This window comes from Actinosynnema sp. NPDC037264, from assembly GCF_055603705.1.
This window is the reverse complement of the sequence record NZ_JBVJVK010000043.1, coordinates 52,110-77,228: the sequence shown is the minus strand read 5'-3', so window position 1 is coordinate 77,228 and position 25,119 is coordinate 52,110. Positions and strand designations below refer to the sequence as shown.

Annotated in this window: 21 protein-coding genes; 6 read left to right on the top strand and 15 right to left on the bottom strand. The window is 72.7% G+C overall.

Annotated elements, in window-relative coordinates:
• Positions 1-535 precede the first annotated feature (535 nt).
• Positions 536-1,810, bottom strand: a complete 1,275-nt coding sequence (gene tyrS / locus ACZ7GX_RS33215; protein ID WP_498782541.1) for a tyrosine--tRNA ligase — start codon at positions 1,808-1,810, stop codon at positions 536-538.
• A 226-nt stretch (positions 1,811-2,036) separates the two neighbouring features.
• Here tyrS and ACZ7GX_RS33210 point away from each other — a divergent pair, with 226 nt between their 5' ends.
• Together ACZ7GX_RS33210 and ACZ7GX_RS33205 are read left to right on the top strand one after the other, a co-directional pair.
• A complete protein-coding gene (locus tag ACZ7GX_RS33210) occupies positions 2,037-2,363 on the top strand; it encodes a hypothetical protein (protein WP_498782539.1) in 327 nt (108 codons plus the stop codon).
• 156 nt (positions 2,364-2,519) lie between these two features.
• Entirely contained in the window at positions 2,520-3,041 is a 522-nt protein-coding gene (locus ACZ7GX_RS33205; RefSeq protein ID WP_498782537.1) for an EF-hand domain-containing protein, read from the top strand.
• Between the two features lie 145 nt (positions 3,042-3,186).
• On the opposite strand, the gene ACZ7GX_RS33200 is transcribed toward ACZ7GX_RS33205, so the two are convergent.
• Genes ACZ7GX_RS33200 through argC form a run of 9 tightly spaced genes read right to left on the bottom strand, consistent with a single transcriptional unit; the run spans position 3,187 to position 11,310 of the window.
• Positions 3,187-3,816 carry a DNA-3-methyladenine glycosylase gene (locus tag ACZ7GX_RS33200; RefSeq protein ID WP_498782535.1) on the bottom strand — a complete coding sequence of 210 codons (630 nt, stop codon included), beginning with the start codon at positions 3,814-3,816 and terminating at the stop codon, positions 3,187-3,189.
• Positions 3,800-5,191 (bottom strand): argininosuccinate lyase, encoded by a 1,392-nt coding sequence (argH, locus tag ACZ7GX_RS33195; RefSeq protein WP_498782533.1) that lies wholly within the window; start codon positions 5,189-5,191, stop codon positions 3,800-3,802. The genes ACZ7GX_RS33200 and argH overlap by 17 nt, the downstream gene beginning before the upstream one ends.
• A gap of 12 nt (positions 5,192-5,203) precedes the next feature.
• Positions 5,204-5,611, bottom strand: a complete 408-nt coding sequence (locus tag ACZ7GX_RS33190; protein WP_498782531.1) for a hypothetical protein — start codon at positions 5,609-5,611, stop codon at positions 5,204-5,206.
• A complete protein-coding gene (locus ACZ7GX_RS33185; RefSeq protein ID WP_498782529.1) occupies positions 5,604-6,110 on the bottom strand; it encodes an arginine repressor in 507 nt (168 codons plus the stop codon). The genes ACZ7GX_RS33190 and ACZ7GX_RS33185 overlap by 8 nt, the downstream gene beginning before the upstream one ends.
• The gene (gene argF / locus ACZ7GX_RS33180; protein ID WP_498782527.1) at positions 6,107-7,033 is read right to left on the bottom strand and encodes an ornithine carbamoyltransferase; all 927 of its coding nucleotides are present in this window, start codon (positions 7,031-7,033) and stop codon (positions 6,107-6,109) included. Before argF ends, ACZ7GX_RS33185 begins: the two co-directional genes overlap by 4 nt.
• Positions 7,033-8,220, bottom strand: a complete 1,188-nt coding sequence (locus ACZ7GX_RS33175; protein ID WP_498782525.1) for an acetylornithine transaminase — start codon at positions 8,218-8,220, stop codon at positions 7,033-7,035. Before ACZ7GX_RS33175 ends, argF begins: the two co-directional genes overlap by 1 nt.
• Positions 8,217-9,104, bottom strand: coding sequence for an acetylglutamate kinase (gene argB, locus ACZ7GX_RS33170; protein ID WP_498782523.1), 888 nt, complete (start codon positions 9,102-9,104; stop codon positions 8,217-8,219). Before argB ends, ACZ7GX_RS33175 begins: the two co-directional genes overlap by 4 nt.
• Positions 9,101-10,297, bottom strand: a complete 1,197-nt coding sequence (gene argJ, locus ACZ7GX_RS33165) for a bifunctional glutamate N-acetyltransferase/amino-acid acetyltransferase ArgJ (protein ID WP_498782521.1) — start codon at positions 10,295-10,297, stop codon at positions 9,101-9,103. The genes argB and argJ overlap by 4 nt, the downstream gene beginning before the upstream one ends.
• Positions 10,294-11,310, bottom strand: a complete 1,017-nt coding sequence (argC, locus tag ACZ7GX_RS33160; RefSeq protein ID WP_498782519.1) for an N-acetyl-gamma-glutamyl-phosphate reductase — start codon at positions 11,308-11,310, stop codon at positions 10,294-10,296. The genes argJ and argC overlap by 4 nt, the downstream gene beginning before the upstream one ends.
• A gap of 111 nt (positions 11,311-11,421) precedes the next feature.
• On the opposite strand from argC, the gene ACZ7GX_RS33155 reads away from it, so the two are divergent.
• The gene (locus ACZ7GX_RS33155) at positions 11,422-11,865 is read left to right on the top strand and encodes a hypothetical protein (RefSeq protein WP_498782517.1); all 444 of its coding nucleotides are present in this window, start codon (positions 11,422-11,424) and stop codon (positions 11,863-11,865) included.
• Here the strand turns inward: ACZ7GX_RS33155 and ACZ7GX_RS33150 are convergent.
• Complete coding sequence (locus ACZ7GX_RS33150; protein WP_498782515.1) at positions 11,811-13,004, bottom strand: cytochrome P450; 1,194 nt, start codon at positions 13,002-13,004, stop codon at positions 11,811-11,813. The two genes, ACZ7GX_RS33155 and ACZ7GX_RS33150, sit on opposite strands and share 55 nt — an antisense overlap.
• Before the next feature lie 118 nt (positions 13,005-13,122).
• On the opposite strand from ACZ7GX_RS33150, the gene ACZ7GX_RS33145 reads away from it, so the two are divergent.
• Positions 13,123-13,752 carry an HAD family hydrolase gene (locus ACZ7GX_RS33145; protein ID WP_498782513.1) on the top strand — a complete coding sequence of 210 codons (630 nt, stop codon included), beginning with the start codon at positions 13,123-13,125 and terminating at the stop codon, positions 13,750-13,752.
• On the opposite strand, the gene sthA is transcribed toward ACZ7GX_RS33145, so the two are convergent.
• The 4 genes from sthA to pheS form a co-directional block, all read right to left on the bottom strand.
• Entirely contained in the window at positions 13,753-15,180 is a 1,428-nt protein-coding gene (sthA, locus tag ACZ7GX_RS33140) for a Si-specific NAD(P)(+) transhydrogenase (RefSeq protein WP_498782511.1), read from the bottom strand.
• Between the two features lie 55 nt (positions 15,181-15,235).
• On the bottom strand, positions 15,236-15,727 hold the full coding sequence (locus ACZ7GX_RS33135) for a hypothetical protein (RefSeq protein ID WP_498782509.1): 492 nt from the start codon (positions 15,725-15,727) through the stop codon (positions 15,236-15,238).
• A 306-nt stretch (positions 15,728-16,033) separates the two neighbouring features.
• Positions 16,034-18,511: a phenylalanine--tRNA ligase subunit beta gene (gene pheT / locus ACZ7GX_RS33130; protein WP_498782507.1), complete on the bottom strand. Its 2,478-nt coding sequence runs from the start codon at positions 18,509-18,511 to the stop codon at positions 16,034-16,036.
• 3 nt (positions 18,512-18,514) lie between these two features.
• Positions 18,515-19,582, bottom strand: coding sequence for a phenylalanine--tRNA ligase subunit alpha (pheS, locus tag ACZ7GX_RS33125; RefSeq protein ID WP_498782505.1), 1,068 nt, complete (start codon positions 19,580-19,582; stop codon positions 18,515-18,517).
• A 700-nt stretch (positions 19,583-20,282) separates the two neighbouring features.
• On the opposite strand from pheS, the gene ACZ7GX_RS33120 reads away from it, so the two are divergent.
• Together ACZ7GX_RS33120 and ACZ7GX_RS33115 are read left to right on the top strand one after the other, a co-directional pair.
• On the top strand, positions 20,283-22,052 hold the full coding sequence (locus tag ACZ7GX_RS33120) for an HSP90 family protein (protein ID WP_498782503.1): 1,770 nt from the start codon (positions 20,283-20,285) through the stop codon (positions 22,050-22,052).
• Positions 22,049-24,850: a hypothetical protein gene (locus ACZ7GX_RS33115; protein ID WP_498782501.1), complete on the top strand. Its 2,802-nt coding sequence runs from the start codon at positions 22,049-22,051 to the stop codon at positions 24,848-24,850. Before ACZ7GX_RS33120 ends, ACZ7GX_RS33115 begins: the two co-directional genes overlap by 4 nt.
• Positions 24,851-25,119 lie beyond the last annotated feature (269 nt).

Genomic DNA, 25,119 nt, shown 5'->3' with positions numbered 1-25,119 from the left:
AGTTGTCCAGTAACAATCTCAAAGGAAACCTCTTGACGAGGTTCATAAATTTACTGGCTATTCGGCACGCTGTTGAGTTCTCAAAGAACACGCGCACATCATCACTCACCGCTGCGAAGCGGCTCGATCCGAGGCTTGTGATTCAGCTAAAGCTTGTGTTGGGAAACAAGACGCCCTGGTCGCTGGGCTCAGACGAGCCTCGACTGGGTCTTCCGTTCCGCAGTCACCCACTCTACCACGTTAGCGGGAGCTTGGTTCGTGACCTGCCGCACTCCGTTCCGGTGTTCCCGGCCCGTTCCGCGCTGACATGGAGAAAGTTACACGCAGCCGAACCGGAGGTCAAATCGGGGGCGCAGCACCGCGCCACAGGCTGAAACCGCAGGTCAGCAGCCCGTGCCGCACTCCAGTCCACGCTATCCGACCCTGCCCACCGGCAACAGTGTGACCGCGATCACACTCGAACGTGGCGAAGGCCGCCGGTCCGGGTGGGACCGACGGCCTTCGACGTCACGCTCGCGAAGCCTGTTCGCGCAGGTCAGATGAGCACCCGCACGCCGGCGGTGTTGCGCTTGCCGCGCCGGACGACCAGCCACTCGCCGTGGAGCAGGTCCTCCTTGGCGGGCACCCACTCCTCGTCGGTCACCTTGGAGTTGTTCACGTACGCGCCGCCCTCCTTCACGGTGCGCCGCGCCGCGCCCTTGCTGTCCGCCAGCCCGGAGCTGACCAGGAGGTCGACGATGGTCGGCGCGTCGGCCAGGCGGACCTCGCCGGTCGGCGCCTCGGCCATCGCGGCCACCAGCGTCGACAGGTCGAGCCCGCGCAGCTCGCCGCGGCCGAACAGGGCCTGGCTCGCCGCGATGACCTGCCGCGTCTCGTGCTCGCCGTGCACCAGGTTGGTGAACTCCTCGGCCAGCTTCTTCTGCGCGGCGCGCAGGTGCGGCGCCTCGGTGGTCTGCCGCTCCAGCTCGGCCATCTCCTCCTGGGACAGGAAGGTGAACAGCCGCAGGTAGCGGAGCACGTCGGCGTCGCCCACGTTCACGAAGTACTGGTACCAGGCGTACGGCGAGGTCATCTGCGGGTCGAGCCACACGTTGCCGCCGCCGGTGGACTTGCCGAACTTGCGGCCCTCGGCGTCGGTGACCAGCGGCGCGGTCAGCGCGTGCACGGACTTCCCGTCGACCTTCCGGACCAGGTCGACGCCGCCGATGATGTTGCCCCACTGGTCGGAGCCGCCCACCTGGAGCCTGGTGCCGTACTTCCGGTTGAGCTGGAGGTAGTCGTGCGACTGCAGGAGCAGGTAGCTGAACTCGGTGTACGACATGCCGTCGCCGTCGAGCCGGCGCTTGACCGTGTCGCGGGCGAGCATGACGTTGATCGAGAAGTGCTTGCCGACGTCGCGCAGGAACTCCAGCACCGAGACGTTCCCGGTCCAGTCCAGGTTGTTGACCACGACCGCGCCCGTGGGGCTGTCGTCGAACTCGACGAACCGCTCCAGCTGGCCGCGGATGCGCCCGGCCCACTCGGCGACGGTGTCCAGCGGGTTGAGCGCGCGCTCCGCGCTGTCACGCGGGTCGCCGATCATGCCGGTGGCGCCACCCGCGAGGACGATCGGCCGGTGCCCGGCGCGCTGGAAGCGGCGCAGCATGAGCAGCGGGACGAGGTTGCCGGCGTGCAGGCTGGGCGCGGTCGGGTCGAACCCCGCATAGAGGGTGAGCGGACCGGCGTCGAGGTCCTTCCGCAGCGCGTCGAGGTCGGTGGACTGCGCGATCAGGCCGCGCCAGGACAGCTCGTCGAGGATGTGCTCGCTCACGGACGGCCATTCTCCTCCACCTGGTCAAAGCAGTTTGAGGCGGTGCCGCCTGCGGGTAGTCGGCGAGGGGCTCTAGTGAGAGGACCACGGCTGATGACCTACCCGAATCGCGACAGACGTCCCGCCGACCGTCCCACCGAGCACCTGCCCCCCGGCCGAGCCCGCGTACCGGGAGGAACTCCCCTACTCGCGGGAGGAGGAGGTCGTCGAGCGCGGTGACGGCCGGGTGCGCGCCGTGCGCGTGGTGTGCGCCGTGATCGACGTGCTGTGCTGGTTGTTCGCGATCGTGCTGGCGATCCACATCTTCCTGGTGATCGGCGGCGCCAACCCGGCGAACGGGTTCGCGCAGCTGATCGACTCGTGGTCGGCGGCGGTGTCGCTGGGCCTGCGCGACCTGTTCACGCCCGCGAACGCCGGTGTGCGGACGTTGTTCAACGACGGCTTGGCCGCGTTGCTGTGGCTGCTGATCGGCGCGGTGCTGACCAGCGTGATCAGCCGGGTGGCGTTGCCCGCGCACGAGCGCCGGGTCTGGTACCGGCGCACGGTGCGCTAGGCCACCCCGCCGGTGTGGGTGACGGCGGTCGGGCGGCATGTCTTCTTGCGCCGGACCGGGCACTACCGACCGTCACCGTGATGTCACTCGGGCGCGCAGGGGTTTGCCCCGGCTGGTCAATTGTCCTCGTGGCGTTCCCCGACCAAGTTTGCTTGCGTGGCCAGCGACTTGCAGCGGAAGAAGACCTCCATCGTGTTCACCGCGATGGACTCGAACGGCGACGGGTTCCTCGAGCGGGCCGATTTCGAGGCGTTGACGGACCGGTGGGTGCACCTCCGGGGCGCGGCCGACCCGGATCGGTTGCGGGAGATCATGATGGGCTGGTGGGACGCGCTGCGGGCGGCGTCCGACCACGACCGCGACGACAAGGTCACGGTGGACGAGGTGCTGACCGTGGTGAAGGACCTCGGCACCATGCTCGACCTGGTGGTGGCCACCGCGGAGTCGATGTTCGAGGCGGTGGACGAGGACGGCGACGGCCGGGTGTCCGCGCCCGAGTACGCCCGGATGATCCACGCCTGGACCGGCGACGACTCCCCGACCGACGCCGTCTTCGCCCGGCTGGACCTCGACGGCGACGGCTCGATCTCGAAGTCCGAGTTCGTCCAGCACTGGGTGGAGTTCTGGGCGGGCGACGACGCGGACGCGCCCGGCGCCCACGTGTTCGGCGAGGTCTAGGACCTCGACCAGGTCGTGGGGCAGGACCGGCGGGGTCGGGCGCGAGGTCGCCTCGAACGTAACGTCCGGTCGGCGTCGAGGTGCGGCTCCGGGTCGGTGCGGCCGAAGCGGGTCGCCGGCCGGCAGGGTCCCCGGGCGAACGGCCTCAGGTGGTGACGCGCGTCCGGCGGGTGCCCCGGCGGTAGGCGCTGACGGCGGGCGAGTCGATCCAGAACCGCCACGGCACGTCCACCGCGACGGCCACGCCCACGCGCGGGCCGGTGCGGATGTCGGCGTCGTCCACCGGCTCGCCGGCCAGCAGCCGCACGGTCGCGTCCGGCTCGGTCAGGTTCACGCCGTTGTGCACGCGGTCGAGGCCGAGCACGCCGGTCAGCCGGGCCGGGCCCTTGGCCAGTTCGGCGGCGTTGCGCGCGGTCGGGCGGCGGGCGTGCGCCAGCGCCGACCCGGTCACCACCTCGCCGGCGCGCAGCAGCACCGCGCCGGGCACGCCGTCGGTCAGCGAGACGACGTTCGCGCAGAAGTGCATGCCGTAGACGAAGTACACGTAGAGCCGACCGGCCGGGCCGAACATCACGTCGTTGCGCGGCGTGCGGCCCCGGTAGCAGTGGGACGCCGGGTCGTCGCCGCCCCGGTAGGCCTCGACCTCCACGATCCGCAGCCCGACCACGCCCTCGTCGGTGGTCGACTCGATGACGCTCCCGAGCAGGAGCCGCGCGGCGTCGACGGGGTCGACCGCGAGCTCCCGCTCGGTGAGCTGCCTAGGCGTTGCGGGCAACGGAGACCTTGTCGCGCAACCTCTTGAGCTGCTCGGCGACCCGATCGGGCGCGGTGCCGCCGTGCGCGTCCCGTGACGCGATGGACCCTTCCACGGTCAACACGCTACGCACCTCGGGCGTCAACGCGGGAGAGATCGTGGCGAACTCCTCATCGGTCAGCTCCTCCAGCCCCACGCCGCGCCCCTCGGCGACCCGGACGCACTCGCCCGCCGCCTCGTGCGCCACCCGGAACGGCACGCCCTGCCGCACCAGCCACTCGGCGATGTCGGTGGCCAGGGTGAACCCGGCGGGCGCCAGCTCGGCCATCCGCGCGGTGTCGAACCGCGTGGTGGCGATCATCCCGGCCAGCGCGGGCAGCAGCAGTTCCAGCTGCTCGACCGAGTCGAACAGCGGCTCCTTGTCCTCCTGGAGGTCCCGGTTGTAGGCCAGCGGCTGTGCCTTCAGCGTGGCCAGCAGCCCGGTCAGGTTGCCGATGAGTCGGCCGGACTTGCCCCTGGTCAGCTCGGCGACGTCCGGGTTCTTCTTCTGCGGCATGATCGAGCTGCCGGTGGCCCACGCGTCGTCGAGCACGGCGAAGCGGAACTCGGCCGTGGTCCAGATGATCACCTCTTCGGCGATCCTCGACAGGTCGACGCCGATCATGGCCAGCACGAACGCGATCTCGGCGGCGAAGTCGCGCGACGCGGTGCCGTCGATGGAGTTCTCCACCGGGCCGTCGAAGCCCAGCTCCTCGGCCACCGCGGCCGGGTCGAGGCCCAGCGACGAGCCGGCCAGCGCGCCCGAGCCGTAGGGCGACACGGCGGTCCGCTTGTCCCAGTCGCGCAGCCGGTCGACGTCGCGCAGCAGCGCCTGGCCGTGGGCGAGCAGGTGGTGCGCCAGCAGCACGGGCTGGGCGGACTGGAGGTGCGTGCGGCCGGGCATGACGGCGGTGGCGTGCGCGGACGCCTGGTCGGCCAGCGCCTCGACCACGTCGAGCACGCCCGCCGACACCCGCTGGGCGGCGTCGCGCAGCCACATCCGGAACAGCGTGGCCACCTGGTCGTTGCGGGACCGGCCGGCGCGCAGCTTGCCGCCCAGCTCCGGTCCGGCGCGCTCGATCAGGCCGCGCTCCAGCGCGGTGTGCACGTCCTCGTCGGCCAGCGTCGGGGTGAACGACCCGGCCGCCACGTCGGCTTCCAGCGCGTCCAGCGCCGCCAGCATGCGCGCCAGCTCGTCGGCGGTCAGCAGACCGGCCCGGTGCAGCACGCGGGCGTGCGCGCGGGAACCCCTGATGTCGTACGGGGCGAGTCGCCAGTCGAAGTGCGTCGACGCGGACAGCCGCGCCATCGCCTCCGCCGGTCCTCCGGCGAACCGGCCACCCCACAATGAACTCACGTGATCGAATCCCTACGTCGCGGCGATCTTGTCCGGCAGGAGCCGGTGCTGCCCGGCGCCCGGGCCGGGGTCGGACGGCGACTCCCCGCCGCGCCGGTCGGTGACGACCGCGCGGACACCGCGCGCCACGGGCCGGACGTCGCCGGACCCGTGCCGCCGGGTGGTGTCGGTGAAGCTGTCCAACGCCTGCTCGGGCAGCGGGAACCACCGGCTTTCGTGCACCAGTGCACCCCAGTGCCGCCCGGCCCGCCGCTCGAAGCGGATCAGGTCGGGCGTCGGGGTGGCCTCCGGCGGCTGGTGGCGAGCGGTGGTCGACGTCTCGCGGGCCCGCACGCCCGCCGACCGGTTCGGCTCCCGGACGGCCAGCGGCGCGGTGGCGCTCTCGCCGACGGCCGAGGCGCCGGAGGAGAACTCACTCATGGGGTTCTCCCGGCTGCGCCTGGTCGTCGCCCGCGGCGAGCGCGGTCACCCTGGCGGCCAGGTCCGCGCCGGTGAGGGGTTCGCGGGCCACGGCGAGGATGGTGTCGTCACCGGCGATGGTGCCGACGATGTCGTGCAGCGCGGCCCGGTCCAGCGCGCTGGCCAGGAACTGGGCCGCGCCGGGCGGGGTGCGCAGGACGGCGAGGTTGCCCGAGTGGTCGACCGACACGAGCAGTTCGCCGAGCACCCTGGTGAGGCGGGACGTGCCGCCCTGCACGCCGCGGACCGGGCTGCCGTCCTCGGGGATGACGTAGACGGGCGCGCCGCCGTCGGGTCCGCGCAGCTTGACCGCGCCCAGCTCGTCCAGGTCGCGCGACAACGTGGCCTGGGTGACCTCGATGCCTTCCACCGCCAGCGTCTTCGCCAGTTCCGACTGGCTGCGGATGGCGCGTTGGGCGACCAGTTCGACGATGCGGGCCTGCCGCGCGGTCCGGGTCATCGCGACTGCTCCAACAGCCACACGAGCAGCGCCTTCTGGGCGTGCAGCCGGTTCTCGGCCTCGTCCCACACCGCGCTGTCCGGGCCGTCCAGCACGTCGTCGGTGATCTCCTGGCCGCGGTGGGCGGGCAGGCAGTGCAGCACGGTCGTCGTCACGCCGGTCGCGGCCACGAGGTCGGCGTTGAGCTGGTAGGGCCGGAACGGGCGCATCCGGTCGCGGCCGTCGTTCTCCTGGCCCATCGACGTCCAGGTGTCGGTGACCAGCACGTCCGCGCCGTCCACCGCCTCGCGCGGGTCCTCGATCACGGTCACCGAGCCGCCGGTGTCCGCGGCGCGCTTGCGCGCGTCGTCCAGCACCCACGGCAGCGGCTGGAACAGCGCGGGCGCGGCGATCCGCACGTGCATTCCCGCCGTGACGCCGCCGAGCAGCATCGAGTGGGACATGTTGTTCGCGCCGTCGCCGAGGTAGGTGACGGTGAGGCCGGCGAGCTTGCCGTGCACGCGCCGGATGGTCTGCAGGTCGGCCAGGACCTGGCACGGGTGGAACTCGTCGGTCAGCGCGTTGATCACCGGGATGCGGGACACCGACGCCATCGCGTCGATGCGCTTCTGCGCGAACGTCCGCCAGATCACCGCGTCCACGTACCCGGACAGGATCCGGGAGGTGTCCTCGATGGTCTCCTCGCGGCCCAGCTGCATGGACCGGCCGTCGATGATCACCGGGTTGCCGCCGAGCTGGGCGATGCCGACCTCGAACGACAGCCGGGTGCGGGTGGAGTTCTTCTCGAAGATCACCGCGACGGACTTGGGCCCGGCCAGCGGCTTGGCGGTCAGCCGGTCGGCCTTGTAGCCGTCGGCCAGGTCGAGGACCGCGGACTGCTCGTCCGGGGTCAGGTCGTCGTCACGGAGGAAGTGGCGCACCATCACGGCTCCTGGCCTGGGGTGGGGAGGAACGAGGGCAGGTCGGCCACCAGTCGGTGGGCGTCCGCCTCGTCCAGCACCAGCGGCGGCGCCAGGCGGATGACGTCGGGCTGGATCGGGTTGATCAGGTAACCGGCCCGCTGCGCGGCCGCCGCGGCCTTCGCCGAGACCGCCTCGCGCAGCGTGATGCCGAGCAGCAGGCCGGCGCCCCGCACCCCGGAGATGAGCGGGTGGTCCAGTGCCTCGACCCCGGTCGCGATCTCCTTGCCGACCGCGGCGGTGTGCTCCAGCAGGCCGTCGGCGGCGATCGTGTCGAGCACCGCGAGCGCGGCGGCGCAGCACACCGGGTTGCCGCCGAACGTGGTGCCGTGGTGGCCGGGTTCGAACAGGTCCTTGGCCGGGCCGACCGCGATGCACGCGCCGAGCGGCAGCCCGCCGCCCAGGCCCTTGGCCAGGGTGATCACGTCGGGGACGATCCCGACCTGGTGGAACGCGAACCAGGTGCCCAGGCGGCCGACGCCGGTCTGCACCTCGTCGAGGACGAGCAGCGCGCCGTGCTCGGTGGTGATCCGGCGGGCCGCTTCGAGGTAGCCCTCGGGCGGCACGACGACGCCGTTCTCGCCCTGGATCGGCTCCACGATGAACGCGGCGGTCTCGTCGTCGATCGCGGCCTCCAGCGCGGCCACGTCGCCGTACGGGACGTGCACGACGCCGGGGACCAGCGGCTCGAACGGCTCGCGCTTCTTGGGCTGGCCGGTCAGCGCCAGCGCGCCCATGGTGCGGCCGTGGAAGCCGCCGTCGGTGGCCACGACCTTGGTGCGGCCCGTGCGGCGGCTCAGCTTGAACGCGGCCTCGTTGGCCTCCGCGCCGGAGTTGCAGAACAGCACCCGGCCGTCACCGTCCACACCGGACAGGTCGAGCAGCCGTTCGGCCAGCGCGAGCGCGGGCTCGTTGATGTAGAGGTTGGACGTGTGGCCGATCCTGGCGACCTGCTCGGTCACGGCGGCCACGATCGCCGGGTGCGCGTGGCCGAGCGCGTTGACCGCGATGCCGGTCAGCAGGTCCAGGTAGCGGTTGCCGTCGGCGTCCCAGACGTGCGCGCCCTCGCCTCGGGTCAGGGTCAGGCCGGGCGTGCCGTAGTTGTTCATCATCGCGGCCTGCCACCGCTGCCGGTTCCGGCTCTCGCTCATGCCCCGCCCGCCTCTGTCCGTTCGGTCACCATCGTTCCGACGCCCTCGGAGGTGAAGACCTCCAACAACACCGAGTGCGCCAGCCTGCCGTCGATCACGTGCGCCTCGGGGACGCCGCCGCGCACCGCGCGCAGGCAGGCCTCCATCTTCGGCACCATGCCGCTGTCCAGGTCCGGCAGCATCTTCTCCAGCCGCTCGGCGTCCACGCGGTGCAGCAGCGAGCTCTTGTCCGGCCAGTCCGCGTACAAACCCTCGACGTCGGTGAGCACGACCAGCTTCTCGGCCTTCAGCGCCACGGCCACCGCGCCCGCCGCCGTGTCGGCGTTGACGTTGTGCACCACGCCGTCGACGTCCGGTGCGACCGTGGACACGACCGGGATGCGGCCCGCGTGCACGATGTCGAGCACCGCGTCCGGGTTGACGTCCACGATGTCGCCGACCAGGCCGATGTCGACCGGCGCGCCGTCCACGATGGCCGGTCGCCGGGCGGCGGTCAGCAGGTGGGCGTCCTCGCCGGACAGGCCGACCGCGAGCGGGCCGTGGGAGTTGATCAGGCCGACCAGCTCGCGCTGCACCTGGCCGACCAGCACCATCCGGACCACGTCCATGGCCTCCGGCGTGGTCACGCGCAGGCCGCCGCGGAACTCGCTGTCGATGCCGAGCCGCTTGAGCATCGCGGCGATCTGCGGCCCGCCGCCGTGCACCACGACCGGGTGCAGGCCCGCGAGCTTGAGGAACACCATGTCCTGCGCGAACGCGCGCTTGAGCTCGTCGTCCACCATGGCGTTGCCGCCGTACTTGACGACCACGATCGCGCCGCGGAAGCGCTGCAGCCACGGCAGCGCCTCGATCAGGATCCCGGCCTTGACCTGCGGTGTGATCATGAGCTGTACGCGCTGTTCTCTTCGACGTACCCGTGCGACAGGTCCGTGGTGAGCACGGTGGCGGTGCCGTCGCCGAGGTTCAGGTCGACCACGACGGCGACGTCGCGGCCGGACAGGTCGGCCTCACCGCGGTCGGCGGCCCGGTGGCCGTCCGCGAACAGCGTGACGCCGTTGATCGCGATGCCGAGCTTGTGCTGGTCGACGGTGGCCCGCGAGCGGCCCACGGCCATCGCGATCCGGCCCCAGTTGGGGTCCGAGCCGAACAGCGCGGTCTTGACCAGGTTGTCCTCGGCGACGGTCTTGGCGACCACGACCGCCTCGGCCTCGGTGAGCGCGCCGTTGACCGTGATGGCGACCTCCTTGGTCGCGCCCTCCGCGTCGCCTTGGAGCTGCTTGACCAGGTCTGCCGCCACGGCGGTGAGCACGCCGGCGAACTGCTCGGCGGTCGGCGTGACGCCGGAGGCGCCGGAGGCGAGGACCAGCACGGTGTCGTTGGTGGACGTGCCGCCGTCCACGTCGAGCCGGTCGTAGGTCTTGGCGGTGGCCGCGCGCAGGGCCGCGTCCAGGGCGTCGCCGTCGATCACCGCGTCGGTGGTGATGACGCTGAGCATCGTGGCCAGGTTCGGCGAGAGCATCCCCGCGCCCTTGGCGAACCCGCCGACCGACCACCCGTCCGGGTGGTCCTGCCAGCACTGCTTGGGGTGGGAGTCGGTGGTCATCACGGCGGTGGCGGCGGCCAGGCCCGACCCGTCGGTGGCGTCGAGCTCCCGGGCCGCCTGCTCGACCCCGGCCTTGAGCTCGTCCATCGGCAGGCGCTCGCCGATCAGTCCGGTGGAGCACACCGCGACCTCGATCGCGCCGACGCCCAGCACCTCGGCGACCTTCTCGGCGGTGGCGTGGGTGTCCTGGAAGCCCTCGGGGCCGGTGCAGGCGTTCGCGCCGCCGGAGTTCAGCACGACGGCGTGGAGCTTGCGCTCCTTGAGCACCTGCTGGGACCACAGCACGGGCGCGGCCTTCACCTGGTTGGTGGTGAAGACGCCCGCGGCGGCCTGGCCGGGCCCTTCGTTGACGACCAGCGCCAGGTCGAGCGCGCCGGACTCCTTGATGCCGGCCGCGACGCCCGCCGCCTTGAAGCCCTTGGGGCCGGTCACGCCCTTGTCACGCCGGGGTCCGTGCGCGGTCCCGTGGTTCACGGCGCCACCCCCACGGTGGACAGGCCGGTGGTCTCGGGCAGGCCGAGCGCCAGGTTCATGCACTGCACGGCCGCGCCCGCGGTGCCCTTCGCCAGGTTGTCGATCGCGGCGACCACGACCAGCCGGTTCACGTCGCGGTCCACGGCCACCTGCAGCTGCACGGCGTTCGAGCCGAGCACCGCGGCCGTGGTGGGCCAGTGGCCTTCCGGCAGCAGGTGCACGAACGGCTCGTCGGCGTAGGCCTTCTCGTAGGCGGCGCGGACGTCCGCGTCACCGTCCTTCAGCGTCGCCGAGCAGGTGGCCAGGATGCCCCTCGGCAACGGCGCCAGCACCGGGGTGAACGAGACCCGGACCGGCTCGTCGGCGACCTTGGACAGGTTCTGGGTGATCTCCGGGGTGTGCCGGTGCGCGCCGCCGACGCCGTAGGCGCTGAGCGAGCCCATCACCTCGGAGCCGAGGAGGTGGGGCTTGAGCGCCTTGCCCGCGCCGGACGTGCCGGACACGGCCACCACCGTCACCTCGGGCTCGACCAGCCCCATCGCGGGCGCCAGGGCCAGCGACGACACGGTCGGGTAGCAGCCGGGCACGGCGACGCGGCGGGCGCCGCGCAGCTCGTCGCGCTGACCGGGCAGCTCGGGCAGGCCGTACGGCCAGCTGCCCGCGTGCGCGCCGCCGTACCAGCGGTCCCAGGCGGCGGGGTCGGTGAGCCGGTGGTCCGCGCCGCAGTCGACGACGAGCACGTCGTCGCCCAGCTGCGCCGCGATCTCGGCCGAGCGGCCGTGCGGCAGGGCGAGGAAGACGACGTCGTGGCCCTTGAGGGTGTCGGCGGTGGTCTCCTCCAGCACCCGGTCGGCCAGCGGCAGCAGGTGTGGCTGGTGGGCGAACAGCGGGGAGCCCGCGTTGCCGCCGGCGGTGAGCGCGCCGATCTCCACGTCCGGGTGACCGAGCAGGAGGCGGAGCACCTCGCCCCCGGCGTACCCGCTGGCCCCGGCGACCGCGATCCGTACCGTCATACGGATAAGTATGCACGCTGATGCAAAGGTACTCAAATCGGTTCCGCTTGATGCGGCGGCGCGTTCCCCGGTGTCATGCTTTCCTGTACGGGAACTGGGGGGTTCATCGTGATGCACCATCCGCACGACCACGCACGGGGGCACTTCTCACCCGGCCCGCGACGTCCGCGCGACGGCCACCCGGGCCCGCTCGCCGCACGGCCGTGGCTCAACGCGCTCGCCTGGGTCGGCGTGCTCACCGCGATCGTGGGCATGACCGTCATCGGGCTGGACGTGGTGTGCGACTCCGCGCCGACGGCCGTCGGCTCGGCGCACGCCGACGGGTTCCCGGGCCGCGACCCGTTCCCGGGCGCCCCGATCCCCGCCGACGACCCGCTCGACCGCACGGCCGCCGGGAGCAGGCCGGCACGACCCGGCGACGCGGGCTTCGGCATCGGGCTGGTCTTCGGCGGCTTCGCGCTCGCGGCCGTCGCGGGCCTCGGGCGCTCGCCGCGCCGCCGTCACCACGCCACGGGCAGCGACCCGAGGCCGTGGACGACCCGCTGGGTGCGGTAGTCGGGTTCCGGCCCGACCAGGCGCAGGCCGGGGAACCGGCGCACCAGCGCGGGGAACGCGATCCGCAGCTCCATCCTGGCCAGCGGCGCGCCGAGGCAGTGGTGCACGCCGTGGCCGAACGCGACGTGGCCGCCCGCGTCACGGGTGATGTCCAGCACGTCCGGGTCCGGCACGAGACCGGGGTCGCGGTCGGCCGCGGGCAGCGAGCAGAGGATCAGCTCGCCGGGACCGAGCGCGTGACCGCCGAGCCGCACCTCGGCGGTCGTGATCCGCGGCACGCCGGTGTGCACGACGGTCAGCCACCGCAGCAGCTCCTCCACGGCCGCGTCGGCGCGTTCGGGCTCGTCGCGCAGCAGCCGGAGCTGGTCGGGGTGGCGCAGCAGGGCGAGCACGCCGAGGCCGAGCATGTTGGCCGTGGTCTCGTGGCCGGCCAGCAGCAGCAGGTCCGCGATGCCGACCATCTCGCGGTCGTCGAGGGCGGCGGCCTCGTCGCGGGCGAGCACGCCGAGCAGGTCGTCGCCCGGCTCGACCCTGGCCCGCGCGACCAGGTCGGCCAGGTAGGCCTTGGTCTCGTACTGCAGGGCGAGCCGTTCCTCGAACGACAGCGCCGCGTCGAAGTACCTCGTGTAGCGGTCCTGGAAGGTGTCGCGGTCCTCGAACGGCACGCCGAGCAGCTCGCAGATCACCAGCGCGGGCACGGGCAGCGCGAAGTCGGCCACCAGGTCGGCGGGCGGCCCCTTGCGCTCCATCGCGTCGAGGTGGTCGCGGACGATGTCGTGGATGCGCGGTTCCAGCCGGCGCATCCGGCGGGCGGTGAACTCCGGGGCCAGCGTCCGGCGCAGGCGGGTGTGCTCGGGCGGGTCGAACGCGAGCATGTTGCCCGGCCGCACGGCGGCCAGCTCCTCGTCGGTCAGCGCGGGCGCGCCCGGCACCAGGTGGTGGGCCGAGATCCCGAACCGCCGCGAGTCGCTGTAGACCAGCCGGACGTCCTCGATGCGGGTCACCACCCACACCGACGTGCCCAGCGCCGGCGAGTCGATCCGGCGCACCCCGCCCTCGTCGCGGATCTCCGTCAGGTCGGGGTGGGGGTCGACCCCCACCCGGCGGTAGATCAGGGGCGTCGTCGGCTCCGCGGCCATGCCGTCTCCAACCCTCGGGGGTCCTGCGAAAAAACGTAGCGACGCGGCGCGGTGATGCGCGAGCCTTCACACGAGTGAGGTGCCGACTACCCATCGTGATGAGAAGGAGCGTGCGTCGATGGCCGGACGCCTGCGGGCCGTGATCTTCGACTGGCGGGGGACGCTGGTGCTCACGCCCACGTTCCGCGGGTGGGTGGCGGAGGCGTTGCGCCGGATCGGCCGCGACGCCGGCCGGACCGCCGAGGTGATCGCGTCGCTGGACGTGACCGGGTTGGGCGTGCCCGGTGTCGACGCGGACGCCGCGCTGCACCGGGAGACGTACTACGGGGCGTTCCGGGCGGCCGGGTTCGACGCCGAGCTGGCCGACTCGCTGTACGCGGTGGAGTCCGACCCGGCGTTCACCCCGTTCGCGGTGGACGCCGGGCCGACGCTGCGGGCGTTGCACGGGGCCGGCGTGCGGATCGGGGTGCTCAGCGACATCCACTTCGACATCCGGCCCGCGTTCGGCGACCTGCCGGTCGACTCGTTCGTGCTGTCCTTCGAGCACGGCGTGGTGAAGCCCGACCCGGCGATCTTCGGCATCGCGCTGCGCGAGCTCGGCGCCGAGCCCGAGGAGACGCTGATGGTCGGCGACCGCTCGACGCACGACGGCGCGGGCGTCGAAGCGGGCCTGCCGACGTTGCTCGTGCCGCCGCTGCGGGACGTCGAGGACGCCCGCCTGCACCTCGTCACGGCCCTGCTCGCGTGATCAGGAGCCGAAGCGCTCCAACGCGCGCATCTTGTTCGTGGCGTCCAGCGCGGCCACCTTGTACGCCTCGGACAGCGTCGGGTAGTTGAAGACGGTGTCCACCAGGTAGTCCACCGTGCCGCCGCACGCCATCACCGCCTGCCCGATGTGGACGAGGTCGGTCGCGCCGGTGCCGAACAGGTGCACGCCGAGCAGCTTGCGGTCCACAGTGGACACCAGCAGCTTGAGCATGCCGTAGGCGTCGCCGACGATCGAGCCGCGGGCCAGCTCGCGGTAGCGCGCCAGCCCCACCTCGTACGGCACCGCGGACGACGTCAGCTCGGCCTCCGTGGCGCCGCAGTAGGAGATCTCGGGGATGGTGTAGATCCCGATGGGCTGCAACGCGGACAGCTCGCGCGCCCGCTCGCCGAACGCGTGGTAGGCGGCGAGGCGGCCCTGGTCCATCGACGTGGCGGCCAGCGCCGGGAAGCCGATCACGTCGCCGACCGCGTAGATGTGCTCGACGGGCGTGCGGTAGTGCTCGTCCACGCTCAGCCGGCCGCGGTGGTCCGCTTCCAGGCCCGCCTTGTCCAGGTCCAGCGCCTCGGTGTTGCCCTGCCTGCCCGCCGAGTACATCACCGCGGCGGCCGGGATGCGCTTGCCGCTGGCCAGCGTGGTGACCGTGCCGGAGTCGGACACGTCGACGTTGACGACCTTCTCGCCGAACCGGAACGTCACCGCCAGGTCGCGCAGGTGGAACTTCAGCGACTCCACGATCTCCGGGTCGCAGAAGTCGAGCATCCGGTCGCGCTGCTCGACCACCGTGACCCGGGTGCCCAGCGCGGCGAACATCGACGCGTACTCGATGCCGATCACGCCCGCGCCCACGACCACCAAGGACGACGGGATCTCCTCCAGCGCCAGCACCTCGTCGGAGTCCAGCACCCGGACCTCGTCGAAGTCCACCTGGTCCGGTCGGGCGGGACGGGTGCCGGTGGCGATCACGACGTGCCCGGCCGTGACGAGGTGGTGCTCGCCGCGGTGCCCGCCGTCCACCGCGACCGTGTGCGGGTCGACGAACCGGGCGGTGCCGGAGAGCAGGTCGACCTGGTTGCGGTGCAGTTGCGCGCGCACGACCTGGACCTCGCGGCCGATCACGTGCTGCGCGCGGGAGAGCAGGTCGCTGATCGTGATGTCCTGCTTCACGCGGTAGCTCGCGCCGTACAGGTCGCGCTGGCTCAGGCCGGTCAGGTACATCACCGCCTCGCGCAACGTCTTCGACGGGATGGTGCCGGTGTTCACGCACACGCCGCCCACCATGTCGGCGCGGTCGACGATCGCGACCCGCTTGCCGAGCTTGGCGCCCGCGATGGCGGCCTTCTGCCCGCCCGGGCCCGAGCCGATCACCAGCAGGTCGTAGTCGTACTCACTCGCGCCCACAGCAGTCATACGCCGAAGCGTCGCACAGACCGCCGCTCCGCGGTGGCAAGGCGGGCGGACTCGCCTACACGCGTGCCGCGCGGCCCGAGTAGGTCAGCGGGAACACCAGGTCCGTGCACGCGCTCGGCACGTCGTGCGCGATCCGCACGACCATCTCCACCTCGACCTCGCCCGCCGGCGGGATCGTGACCGGCTCCGCCATCGGCACCACCGTCAGCACGCTCGACGGGCAGCCCGGCACCCCGTTCCGCGCGGCGTCCAACGGCTGGCCCGGCTCGGCCTGCAACGTCAGCACCACGATGTCCACGGTGTTCGGGTTGGACAGCCGCACCAGGCGGGCGCCCTCGCTGCCCGGCGTCAACTCGACCGCGCCGCCGGAGATGTCGTTGATCTCGAAGGGTTGGAGGTCGGACACCTCGCCGCCGCTCACCGAGTACGCCATCGCGGGCAGCTCGGGTTCGGGCCAGGTCAGGTGCATGGCGGCCACGACGGCGGCACCCACGCCGAGGATGGTCATGGCGACGGCGACTTCCATCCGCGGGCCCAAGCTGCGCATGAGGCAACCTCACTCGATTGCTGCTCCAGGCGGTGGGTTCGCCGCTAGCTCCCCGTCGGACCGGCGACCAGACTCGCCCGGCGGTTCATCGCTTCGCCCCTCGGCCCAGCGGGCCGCGAAGCCAATCTTGGAGAACGTTCAACCTGTGCGCAAGGACCTGGCCGACCCGGAAAGAAAGGCCTTTGGACCTCTTGACACGTCACGCGACCGCGCGTGAACTGCACGTTCTCCGGTATCCGCCACCGGGTGATTCACCCGTGCGGCGTAGTCCCGGACCCGCAGTGGTGCGGATCCGGGACACCGGCCTCAGCCTCTCAGCACGGCGCCGAAGCGCTCCGCCGCGGCGGCCACGGCCGCGTCACGCGCCGCCGTCGCCTCCTCCACGGTCAGCGTGCGGTCCGGCGCCCGGAACCGCAGCGAGTACGCCAGCGACCGCTTGCCCTCGCCGACCTGGTCACCGGTGTAGACGTCGAACAGCCGGATGTCCTCCAGCAACGCCCCACCGCCGCCGCGCAGCACCCGCGCCACCTGCTCGGCGGGCACGTCCGCGGGCACGACCACGGCCACGTCCAGCAGCACCGGCGGGTACGCCGACACCACCGGCGCGGGCCGGTTGTCGCTCAACGGCAGCGCGTCGAGGTCCAGCTCCATCGCCACGGTCCGCTTCGGCAGCCCCAGCGCCTCCACGACCTTCGGGTGCAGCTCGCCCGCGTGGCCCACGGGCCAGTCGCCGACGCGCAGCTCGGCGCACCGGCCGGGGTGCCACGGCGCGAGGTCGGAGGCGACCACGGTCAGCTCCACCCCGTAGGCCTGGCCGACCAGCCGCGCGGCCTGCACCGCGTCCGCCCAGTCCGCCTGCCTGCCCTTGCCCCACCAGCCGGCCCGCTCGCGGTGGCCCGCCAGCACGGCCGCCACGTGCACCGGCTGCTGCGGCAGCGCCGCCAGCAACGACGCCACCTGCGCGTCCGACGGCCGCTCGCCCACGCCCACCTGCGGCACCGGCACCTGCTGCGTGCGCGGCAACGTCACCTGGGCGATCGTGTAGAGCGCGACGTCCTTCTGGCCGCGCGCCAGGTTCCGCTGCACCGTCTCCAGCAGCCCCGGCACCAGCGTGGTGGCCAGCGCGTGCTTGTCCGACTCCAGCGGGTTCAGCACGCTCACCGTGTTGCGGCGCACGTCGCCCTCGGGCAGGCCCAGCTCGTCGAACACCGACGGCGCCACGAACGGGAACGGCTTGACCTCGACGAAACCGCTCTCCGCCAACGCGCGCGACACCGTGCGGCGACGGCGCTGCTGCTCGGTCAACCCGCGACCGGCGGGCGCGGGCGGCAGCGTGGACGGGATCGTGTCGTAGCCCTCCAGCCGCAGCACCTCCTCCACCAGGTCGGCGGGCTGGGTCAGGTCCGAGCGCCACGTCGGCGGGATCGCGGTGACCATGGTCGCGCCGTCGTCGCCCGTGGTGACCTCGACCAGGCAGCCGATCTGGCCGAGCCGGCGCGCGGTCACGCCGCGGGCGTAGTTCACCCCGGCGACCTTGTCGGGCAGGTTGATCGGCATCGACACCGGCTTGGGCTGCGCGGGGACGCCCACGTCCGTGCGGCCGGGCTTGATGCTGCCGTCGCCGAACATGTCCAGCAGCCGTGCCGCGCGCTCCAGTGCGACCGGCGCCAGCGCCGGGTCCACCGTGCGCTCGAACCGCTTCGCCGCCTCGCTGGGCAGCTTGTGCCTGCGCACCGTGCGCGCGATGGACGCCGGGTCCCAGTTAGCCGCTTCCAGCAGGATGTCCGAGCTGGTCGCGGACACCTCGGTGCTCGCGCCGCCCATCACGCCGGCCAGCGAGATCACGCCGGTGTCGTCGGCGATCACGATGTCGTCCGGGTCCAGGGCGCGGACCTGCTCGTCCAGCGTGGTCAGCTTCTCGCCGGCCACCGCGCGCCGCACCACCAGGCCGCCCTTCACCGACGCCGCGTCGAACGCGTGCAGCGGCTGGCCCAGCTCCAGCATCACGTAGTTGGTGACGTCCACCGGCAGGGAGATCGACCGGATGCCCGCCAGCATCAGCCGGCGGCGCATCCACCACGGCGTCGGCGCGGTCGGGTCGACACCGCTGACGCGGCGGGCCACGAACCGGGAGCACGCGCCCTCGTCCTCGATCGCGACCGGCAGGACCTCGCCCTCGCCCTCGGGCACCTCGGCGGTGCCGGGGTCGCGGTAGGGCACGTCGAACGCGCACGCGATCTCGCGGGCCAGGCCGCGCACGGAGAACGCGTAGCCGCGGTCGGGCGTCGGCGCGACCTCGATCACCGTGTCGCCCAGGCCGAGCAGCTCCAGCGCGTCGTCACCGGGCTGCGCGGTGCCGCTGGGCAGCACCATGATCCCCGCGTGGTCGTCGCCGAGGCCCAGCTCGCGGGCCGAGCAGATCATGCCGTTGCTGGTCTTGCCGTAGGTCTTGCGCGCCGAGATGGTGAAGTCGCCGGGCAGCACCGCCCCGGGCAGCGCCACCACGACGGTGTCGCCCTCCTGGAAGTTCGACGCGCCGCAGACGATGCCGTTGACCTGGTCCGGGCCGACCTCGACCTGGCAGTAGCGGATCGGCTTCTTGAACTCGGTCAGCTCCTCGATCTCCACCACGCGACCCGCGACGAGCGGGCCGGTGACGGAGTCGAGCTTGTGGACGTCCTCGACCTCGATGCCGATCCGGACGAACGCCTCGGCGAGCTGCTCGGGCGTGGGCGTCTCGGCGAACTCGAGGTTCTCGACCAGCCAGGTAACCGGAATGCGCACCGGTCAGGCCTCCGTTCCGAATGGCTGGGTGAAGCGGACATCGCCTTCGACCATGTCCCGCATGTCGGGCAGGCCGTTGCGGAACTGCAGCGTGCGCTCCAGGCCCATGCCGAACGCGAACCCCGAGTACACGTCGGGGTCGACGCCGCAGTTGCGCAGCACGTTGGGGTTGACCATGCCGCAGCCGCCCCACTCGACCCAGCCCGCGCCGCCCTTGCGCTCCGGGAACCAGACGTCCACCTCGGCGGACGGCTCGGTGAAGGGGAAGAAGCTGGGGCGCAGGCGGGTCTTGGAGTCCTCGCCGAACATGGCGCGGGCGAACGCGTCGAGCGTGCCCTTCAGGTGCGCCATGGTCAGGCCCTTGTCCACGGCCAGGCCTTCGACCTGGTGGAAGACGGGGGTGTGGGTGGCGTCCAGCTCGTCGGTGCGGAACGTGCGGCCGGGGCACACCACGTACACGGGCAGCTCGCGGTCGAGCAGGGTGCGGGCCTGCACCGGGCTGGTGTGCGTGCGCAGGACCAGGCCGGAGTCGGCGGGCGCCACGTAGAACGTGTCCTGCATGGAGCGCGCCGGGTGGTCCTTGCCGAAGTTCAACGCGTCGAAGTTGAACCACTCGGTCTCCAGCTCCGGGCCCTCGGCGACCTCGTAGCCCATGGCCACGAAGACGTCGCCGATGCGCTCGGCGAGGGTGGAGATCGGGTGGCGGGCGCCGCGGGGCACGCGGTCCCACGGCAGCGTGACGTCGACCGCCTCCTCGCGCAGCACCCGGTCGTCGCGCTCGGCCTGCAGCCGGGCGCGGCGCTCCTCGAACGCGACCTTGACCGCGTTCTGCGCCTCGTTCACCCGCTTGCCCGCCTCCGCCTTCGCGGCCGGTGGCAGCGCGCCGATCTCGCGGCGGGCCAGCAGGACCGGCGAGCGGTCGCCCAGGTGGCTCGGCTTCACGGCGGCGAGCTCGTCGAGGTCGGCCGCCTTCGCGAACGCCTCACGAGCCTGCTCGACCGCCGCGGCGAGCGCTTCCGGGGAGAGCGCCGCGACCTGCTTGGGGTCGTACGGGTCGTTGGCTCCGGACATGGTTGGTGGACAGCTCCCGTCACGGACAACTGGTGGTCAGCCCTCCGCACGGCATGCGGAGCGGCGGGTCGATCCTAGGTGATCGGCCGAACCGGGGGTCCACCGCCGCCCGCCGGGGCCGCGTCACGTGACGTCGCGCTCACCGCGGGCCGCCGCGCCGGGAGCCCGGTGCCGGCCGATGCGCCACGTGACGGCTCACGACCCGGGGTCGTTCGACCGGATGGAGGCCCGGCTCGGCCAGGGTGACCGTACGACTGGTCGCGACGGGCGGTCACCCCGGACCGGCGGGGGAAGCGCACCCGAGCGGAAGGGTCGCCCACCCGCGTCAGGCGCGCGCCGAGCCGACCGGGGTGCATTCGGGCCGAGCGGTGTGGAGCCTCCGGTCGGGGGCCGGTCCGGTCCGCGTTCGCGATCCGCGTCGACCGGCCACCCGCCGTGCCCGCCGTGCTTACCCTGTGTCGGCCCCCACCCGCCGTGCCCACCCCGCGCCGTGCCCACCCCGCGCCGTGCCCACCCGCGCCGGCCCGGGCGTGTGGCCGACCGCCCCTTCGGTTCCGGGAATTGTCGGTGGGCCGTGGCAGTCTTGACCCCGCGAGCAGGACCCCGGCGGGCGATCAGCGGAAAACCGGGTCACAAGCCGCCGGCACGCCCTTAGAATCGTCCCTCCCCCGTGACCTGACCCGAGGTGAACTCCACTCCCATGGCACACACCTTCGGTGTCGACCTGCGCGGGATCATCGACCTGCTCAGCCACCACCTCTACAGCAGCCCCCGCGTGTACGCGCGCGAGCTGCTGCAGAACGCGGTGGACGCGATCACCGCCCGCCGCGCGCTGCAACCGGACGCGCCGGGCGAGGTCGTGATCGAGGCGGTCGGGTCCTCCGGCGGCACCCTCCGCATCACCGACACCGGCATCGGCCTCACCGAGCGCGAGGTGCACGACCTGCTGTCCACGCTCGGCCGCACGTCCAAGCGCGACGACCTGGGCTTCGCCCGCCAGGGCTTCCTCGGCCAGTTCGGCGTCGGCCTGCTGTCGGCGTTCCTGGTCGCCGAGCGCATCCGGCTCGTCAGCCGCTCGGTCAAGGGCGGCCCCGCGGTGCGGTGGACGGCCGACGCGGCGGGCAACTACGAGGTGGAGGTCGTCGACTCCACCGACGGCGCGGACTCCGACATCCCGGTCGGCACCACCATCGAACTGGTGCCCCACCGCGACTCCGAGCACTGGCTCGAGCACGACGTGGTGAAGGCGCTCGTCACCGAGTACGGCGCGCTGCTGCCGGTGACGGTCCGGGTCGGCGACGAGGTCGTCACGCACGGCGAGCTGCCGTGGGTCGAGGACGCGCTGGCGTACGGCGAGAAGGTGCTCGGCGTGCGCCCGTTCGACGCGATCCCGGTCGAGGTGCCCACGGTCGGCCTGCGCGGCGTCGCCTACGTGCTGCCGAGCGGCGTGCACCCCGGCGCCCGCCAGTCCCACCGCGTGTACCTCAAGCGGATGCTCGTCGGCGACTCCATCGAAGGCCTGCTGCCGGAGTGGGCCTACTTCGTGCGCTGCGTGGTCGACTCCACGTCGCTGCGGCCGACCGCGAGCCGCGAGTCGCTCTACCAGGACGAGACGCTGCTGGCCGTGCGCGAGGAGCTGGGCCGCCAGGTCCGCGACTGGCTGGTCCGGCTCGACGCGACCGACCCCGACCGCACCCGGGCCCTGCTCGACGCGCACCACCTGGGCATCAAGTCGCTGGCCAGGGTCGACGACGAGATGCTGCGGCTGGTCGAGCGGTGGCTGCCGTTCGAGACCACCGACGGCCCGCAGTCGCTGCGCCAGTTCCGCCGCAAGCACGGCGCCATCGCGCACGTGCCGGACGTGGACGAGTTCCGCCAGCTCGCGCCGGTCGCGCACGCGCAGGGCATGGGCCTGGTCAACGCGGGCTACGCCTACGACGCGGAGATCATGGAGCGGCTGGTCGCCCTGGACGGCCCCACCGCCGCCCGCCGGGTCGCGCCGAGCGAGGTGCTGGCCGCGTTGGGCGACCCGGACGCCGAGCTGGAGCGCGCGTTGCGCGAACGGCTCACCCTGGCCAAGGACGTGCTGGAGCGGCACGACTGCGAGGCCGTGCCGCGCGACTTCGACCCGGGCTCGCTGCCCGCGCTGCTGGTCACGAACGTGGAAGCGGAGCGCAAGCGGGACGCGCAGCAGGTCGGCGAGCAGGCCGACCCGCTGTGGGCGGAGCTGCTGGGCAGCCTGGTCGAGTCGACGTCGGACGCGGCGCAGCGGCTGGTGCTCAACTGCCGCAACCCGCTGGTGCGGCGGCTGGCGCAGCTGACCGACCCGGCGCTGGTGGAGCTGACCGTGGAGTCGCTGTACGTGCACGCACTGCTGCAGGCACGGCGTCCGATGCGCCCGAAGGACACCGCGGCGCTGAACCGCTCGTTCCTGGAACTGCTGGACCGCGCTGTGGGGGATCACCTGTGAACGAGGAGAAGGAAGCCGCCGAGCGGCAGTTCGTCGAGGCCTACCACATGCCCGAGGGCATGGCGCGGCACGAGGCGCTGGAGCGCGCGGCCCGTGCCGCGGACGCCCTCGACCACCTGCCGCTGGCCGTGAGCTGCCGGATCGCGTTGATCCGCTCGGCCTACGACCTCGGCCGCTATGACCTGATGCTGGCCCCGTTCGCCTGGTGCGGCACGGCCGAGCAGCGCGACCCCACGGCGTTCGACGAGTGGGAGACGCACAGCTACGACTGGGCGCACAAGTGGATCGTCAGCGGCCTGATCGCGGACCCGAGGTTCACGCTGGCGCAGATCGGGTCGTTCGTCGACCAGCTCGCCGAGCGCTACCAGCGGCTCGGGTACTCGATGCAGCCGGTGCACGGCGCGCGGGCCGACGTGGCCGCGCACGTCGGCGACGACGAGGCGTACCGGGAGCACTTCGCGAAGTACCTGGCGATGGACCGCGGCCCGATGAGCGACTGCGAGGCGTGCGTCGTCGAGGAGCAGGCCGGGCACCTGATCCGGCAGGGCAGGCACGCCGAGGCCGTCGCGCACGCCGAGCACCAGCTGGAGCAGGACACCGGCTGCGCCACCCAGCCGCAGGGCATCCTGACCACGTTGACGCCCGCGTTCGTGGCGCTCGGCGACGTGGACCGGGCCCGGCAGGCGCACGTGGTGGCGTACCGGCTGGTGCGCGACGACCTGGTCGGCGGCTACCTGGACGACCACCTGGAGTTCTGCGCGACGTCGGGCAACGTGCGGCGCGGCGTGGAGCTGCTGCGCGGCCACCTGCACCGGGTGCACCACTCCACCAGCCCGTCACGGGCCATGCACTTCGCCGCGGGCGCGGCGCTGCTGCTCAGCCGGGTGTCGGCGGACGAGGAGTTCGCCGTGCCGCGGGACGGGCGGACGACCGTGCTGACCGCGCCGGAGCTGCGCGAGCTGCTCCAGGCGCAGGCGCTGGAGATCGCGGCGAAGTTCGACGAGCGCAACGGCAGTGACGCGGTGAGCACCCGCATCCGGCGGACGCTGGCCGCGCCGGACACGATCCCCGTGGCGCTGGCGGTGCCGGTCGCGTCCACGCCCGCTCCCGTAGTGGACGAGGACGACCCGGTGGCGGTCGCCGACCCCGTCGAGCTGGCGCAACAGCTGTGCGACGCGTTCGACAGCGGCGAGTTCATCACCGGCATGCGGCTGCTGAGGTCGTTGCCGGAGGACATGGACCCGTTGCTGCCCGAGACGTTGGGCGCGCTGGTCGCGGCGCGGCGGGCGATCGTGAGCGCGCACGTGCGGCCGAAGGCGGAGGTGCTGGCCGAGCTGGACGTCGCGGTCGAGCGGCTGGTCACGTGCGGCGAGCACGACCTGGCCAACCGGTTCCGGGCGCGTGGCGCGGGGCTGCGCGCCGAGGACGACGGGCCGGCCGAGGCCATCGCGGCGGCGCGCACGTGCCTGGCCGAGGCTGAGGTCGCGGGCACCCCGTACACGCGGGTGCTGACCAGGCTGCTGCTCGCGGACCTGCTGGCGGACGAGGACGAGACCGACGAGCTTGACGCGTTGACCGCGGAGGCGTTGGAGCTGGCGCGGGCCGAGGTCCCGGAGCTGGTGGCGCGGGCGCGCTGCGACCGGGCCCAGCACCTGGCCGGCACCGGTCACCTGGACGAGGCGCACGCCGAGGTCGTGGCCGTGCTGTCGGACGCGCCGACGGCCTCGGTGCGGTTCGACGCGCTGCGCCTGCTGCTGAAGATCCAGACCGTGCGCGGCGAGGAGGACGCGGTGCGCGTCGCCGCCGAGTTCGTCGGCGCGTTCAGCACGCCGCGCGGACCGTGGACGGCCGAGGCGCACCGGCAGCGGGTGGCGTCGGTCGAACGGCTGGGGCTGGAGGCCGAGCACCTGGCCGAACTGCGTGAGGCGGTCGCGATCGGGCACGAGGTCGGTGTGCCGGACGACGTGGCGAAGGCGTGCTACGCGCTGGCCGGCGGCTACCTGAAGGCGGGCCGTTTCGTCGAGGCCGCCGAAGCCCTGGAAGAGGCCGTGCGCGTGATCGACGGCGGCGAGGTGGACCCGGACATCGTCGTCCCCGTCCGCTACCGGCTGGGTCAGGTGTGCGCCCGGCTGGACGAGACCGAGGCCGCCCGCCGTCACCTGGAAGTGGCCCTGGGACTCGTGCCGGCCGACGAGCCGTGGCGGCGTGCCATGGTCTTGGACGTCCTGGCGGGCGTCCTGCGCCGCCTCGACCTGCCGCTGGAAGCCGCGTCCGCCTACCAGGGCGCCGCGGCCGCGTGGCAGGAGGTGTCGGAACCGGCCGAAGCCGCGGGCTCCCTGGTCGAGGCCGCCGCCGCGCTGCCGAACGAAGAGGCCGCCGAGTGCGCCACCACCCTGACCGAGGCGGAACAACTCCTGCCCGCCGTCGAGGACCCCGACCACCGCACCCACCTGACCGCGCGGATCGCCGCGATCCGGGCGTTCCTGCACGTCCAGGCGGGTGAACACGCTGCGGCGATCGAGCAGAACGGCATCGCCGAGGAGCTGGCCGCCCAACTGGGCGACTCGGACTGGCAGACGTTCCTGGTGGCCCGGGGCGCGAGGTTCCTCCTGGAGTCCGGAGATGCGGCCAACGCGGAAGCCGAAGCCCGCCGGGCCGGCACCCTGCTGACCGACGAGACCCCGCCGCAGATCCTCGGCGACATCGCGAACGTGCTCGAGCAAGCTCTCCGAACCCAGTCCAAACCGACCTCGGGAGACCCCCTACTCCGCACCCTCACCACCCGCCTGGACACCTGACGATTCGGCGTGCTGACCACCAAACCCGCTGGTCAGCACGCCGCCACCGCTTCGGCACAAATGTCAACCATGATCACCAGATCGAGCGAATCACCGTTCTGGCGAGAACCAAAATCGAACTCGCGCGTCGCCTAGAACAAGAAGGAGGCCGGCCAAGGCACCAGCACCACGTGCCCCAACCACCCACCACCGGCCTCACCACCACCAGCCACCAGTCACCGGCCACACCGAACCGTCGCCAGCCGACCCCACCGAGCCAGCCGCGCCGC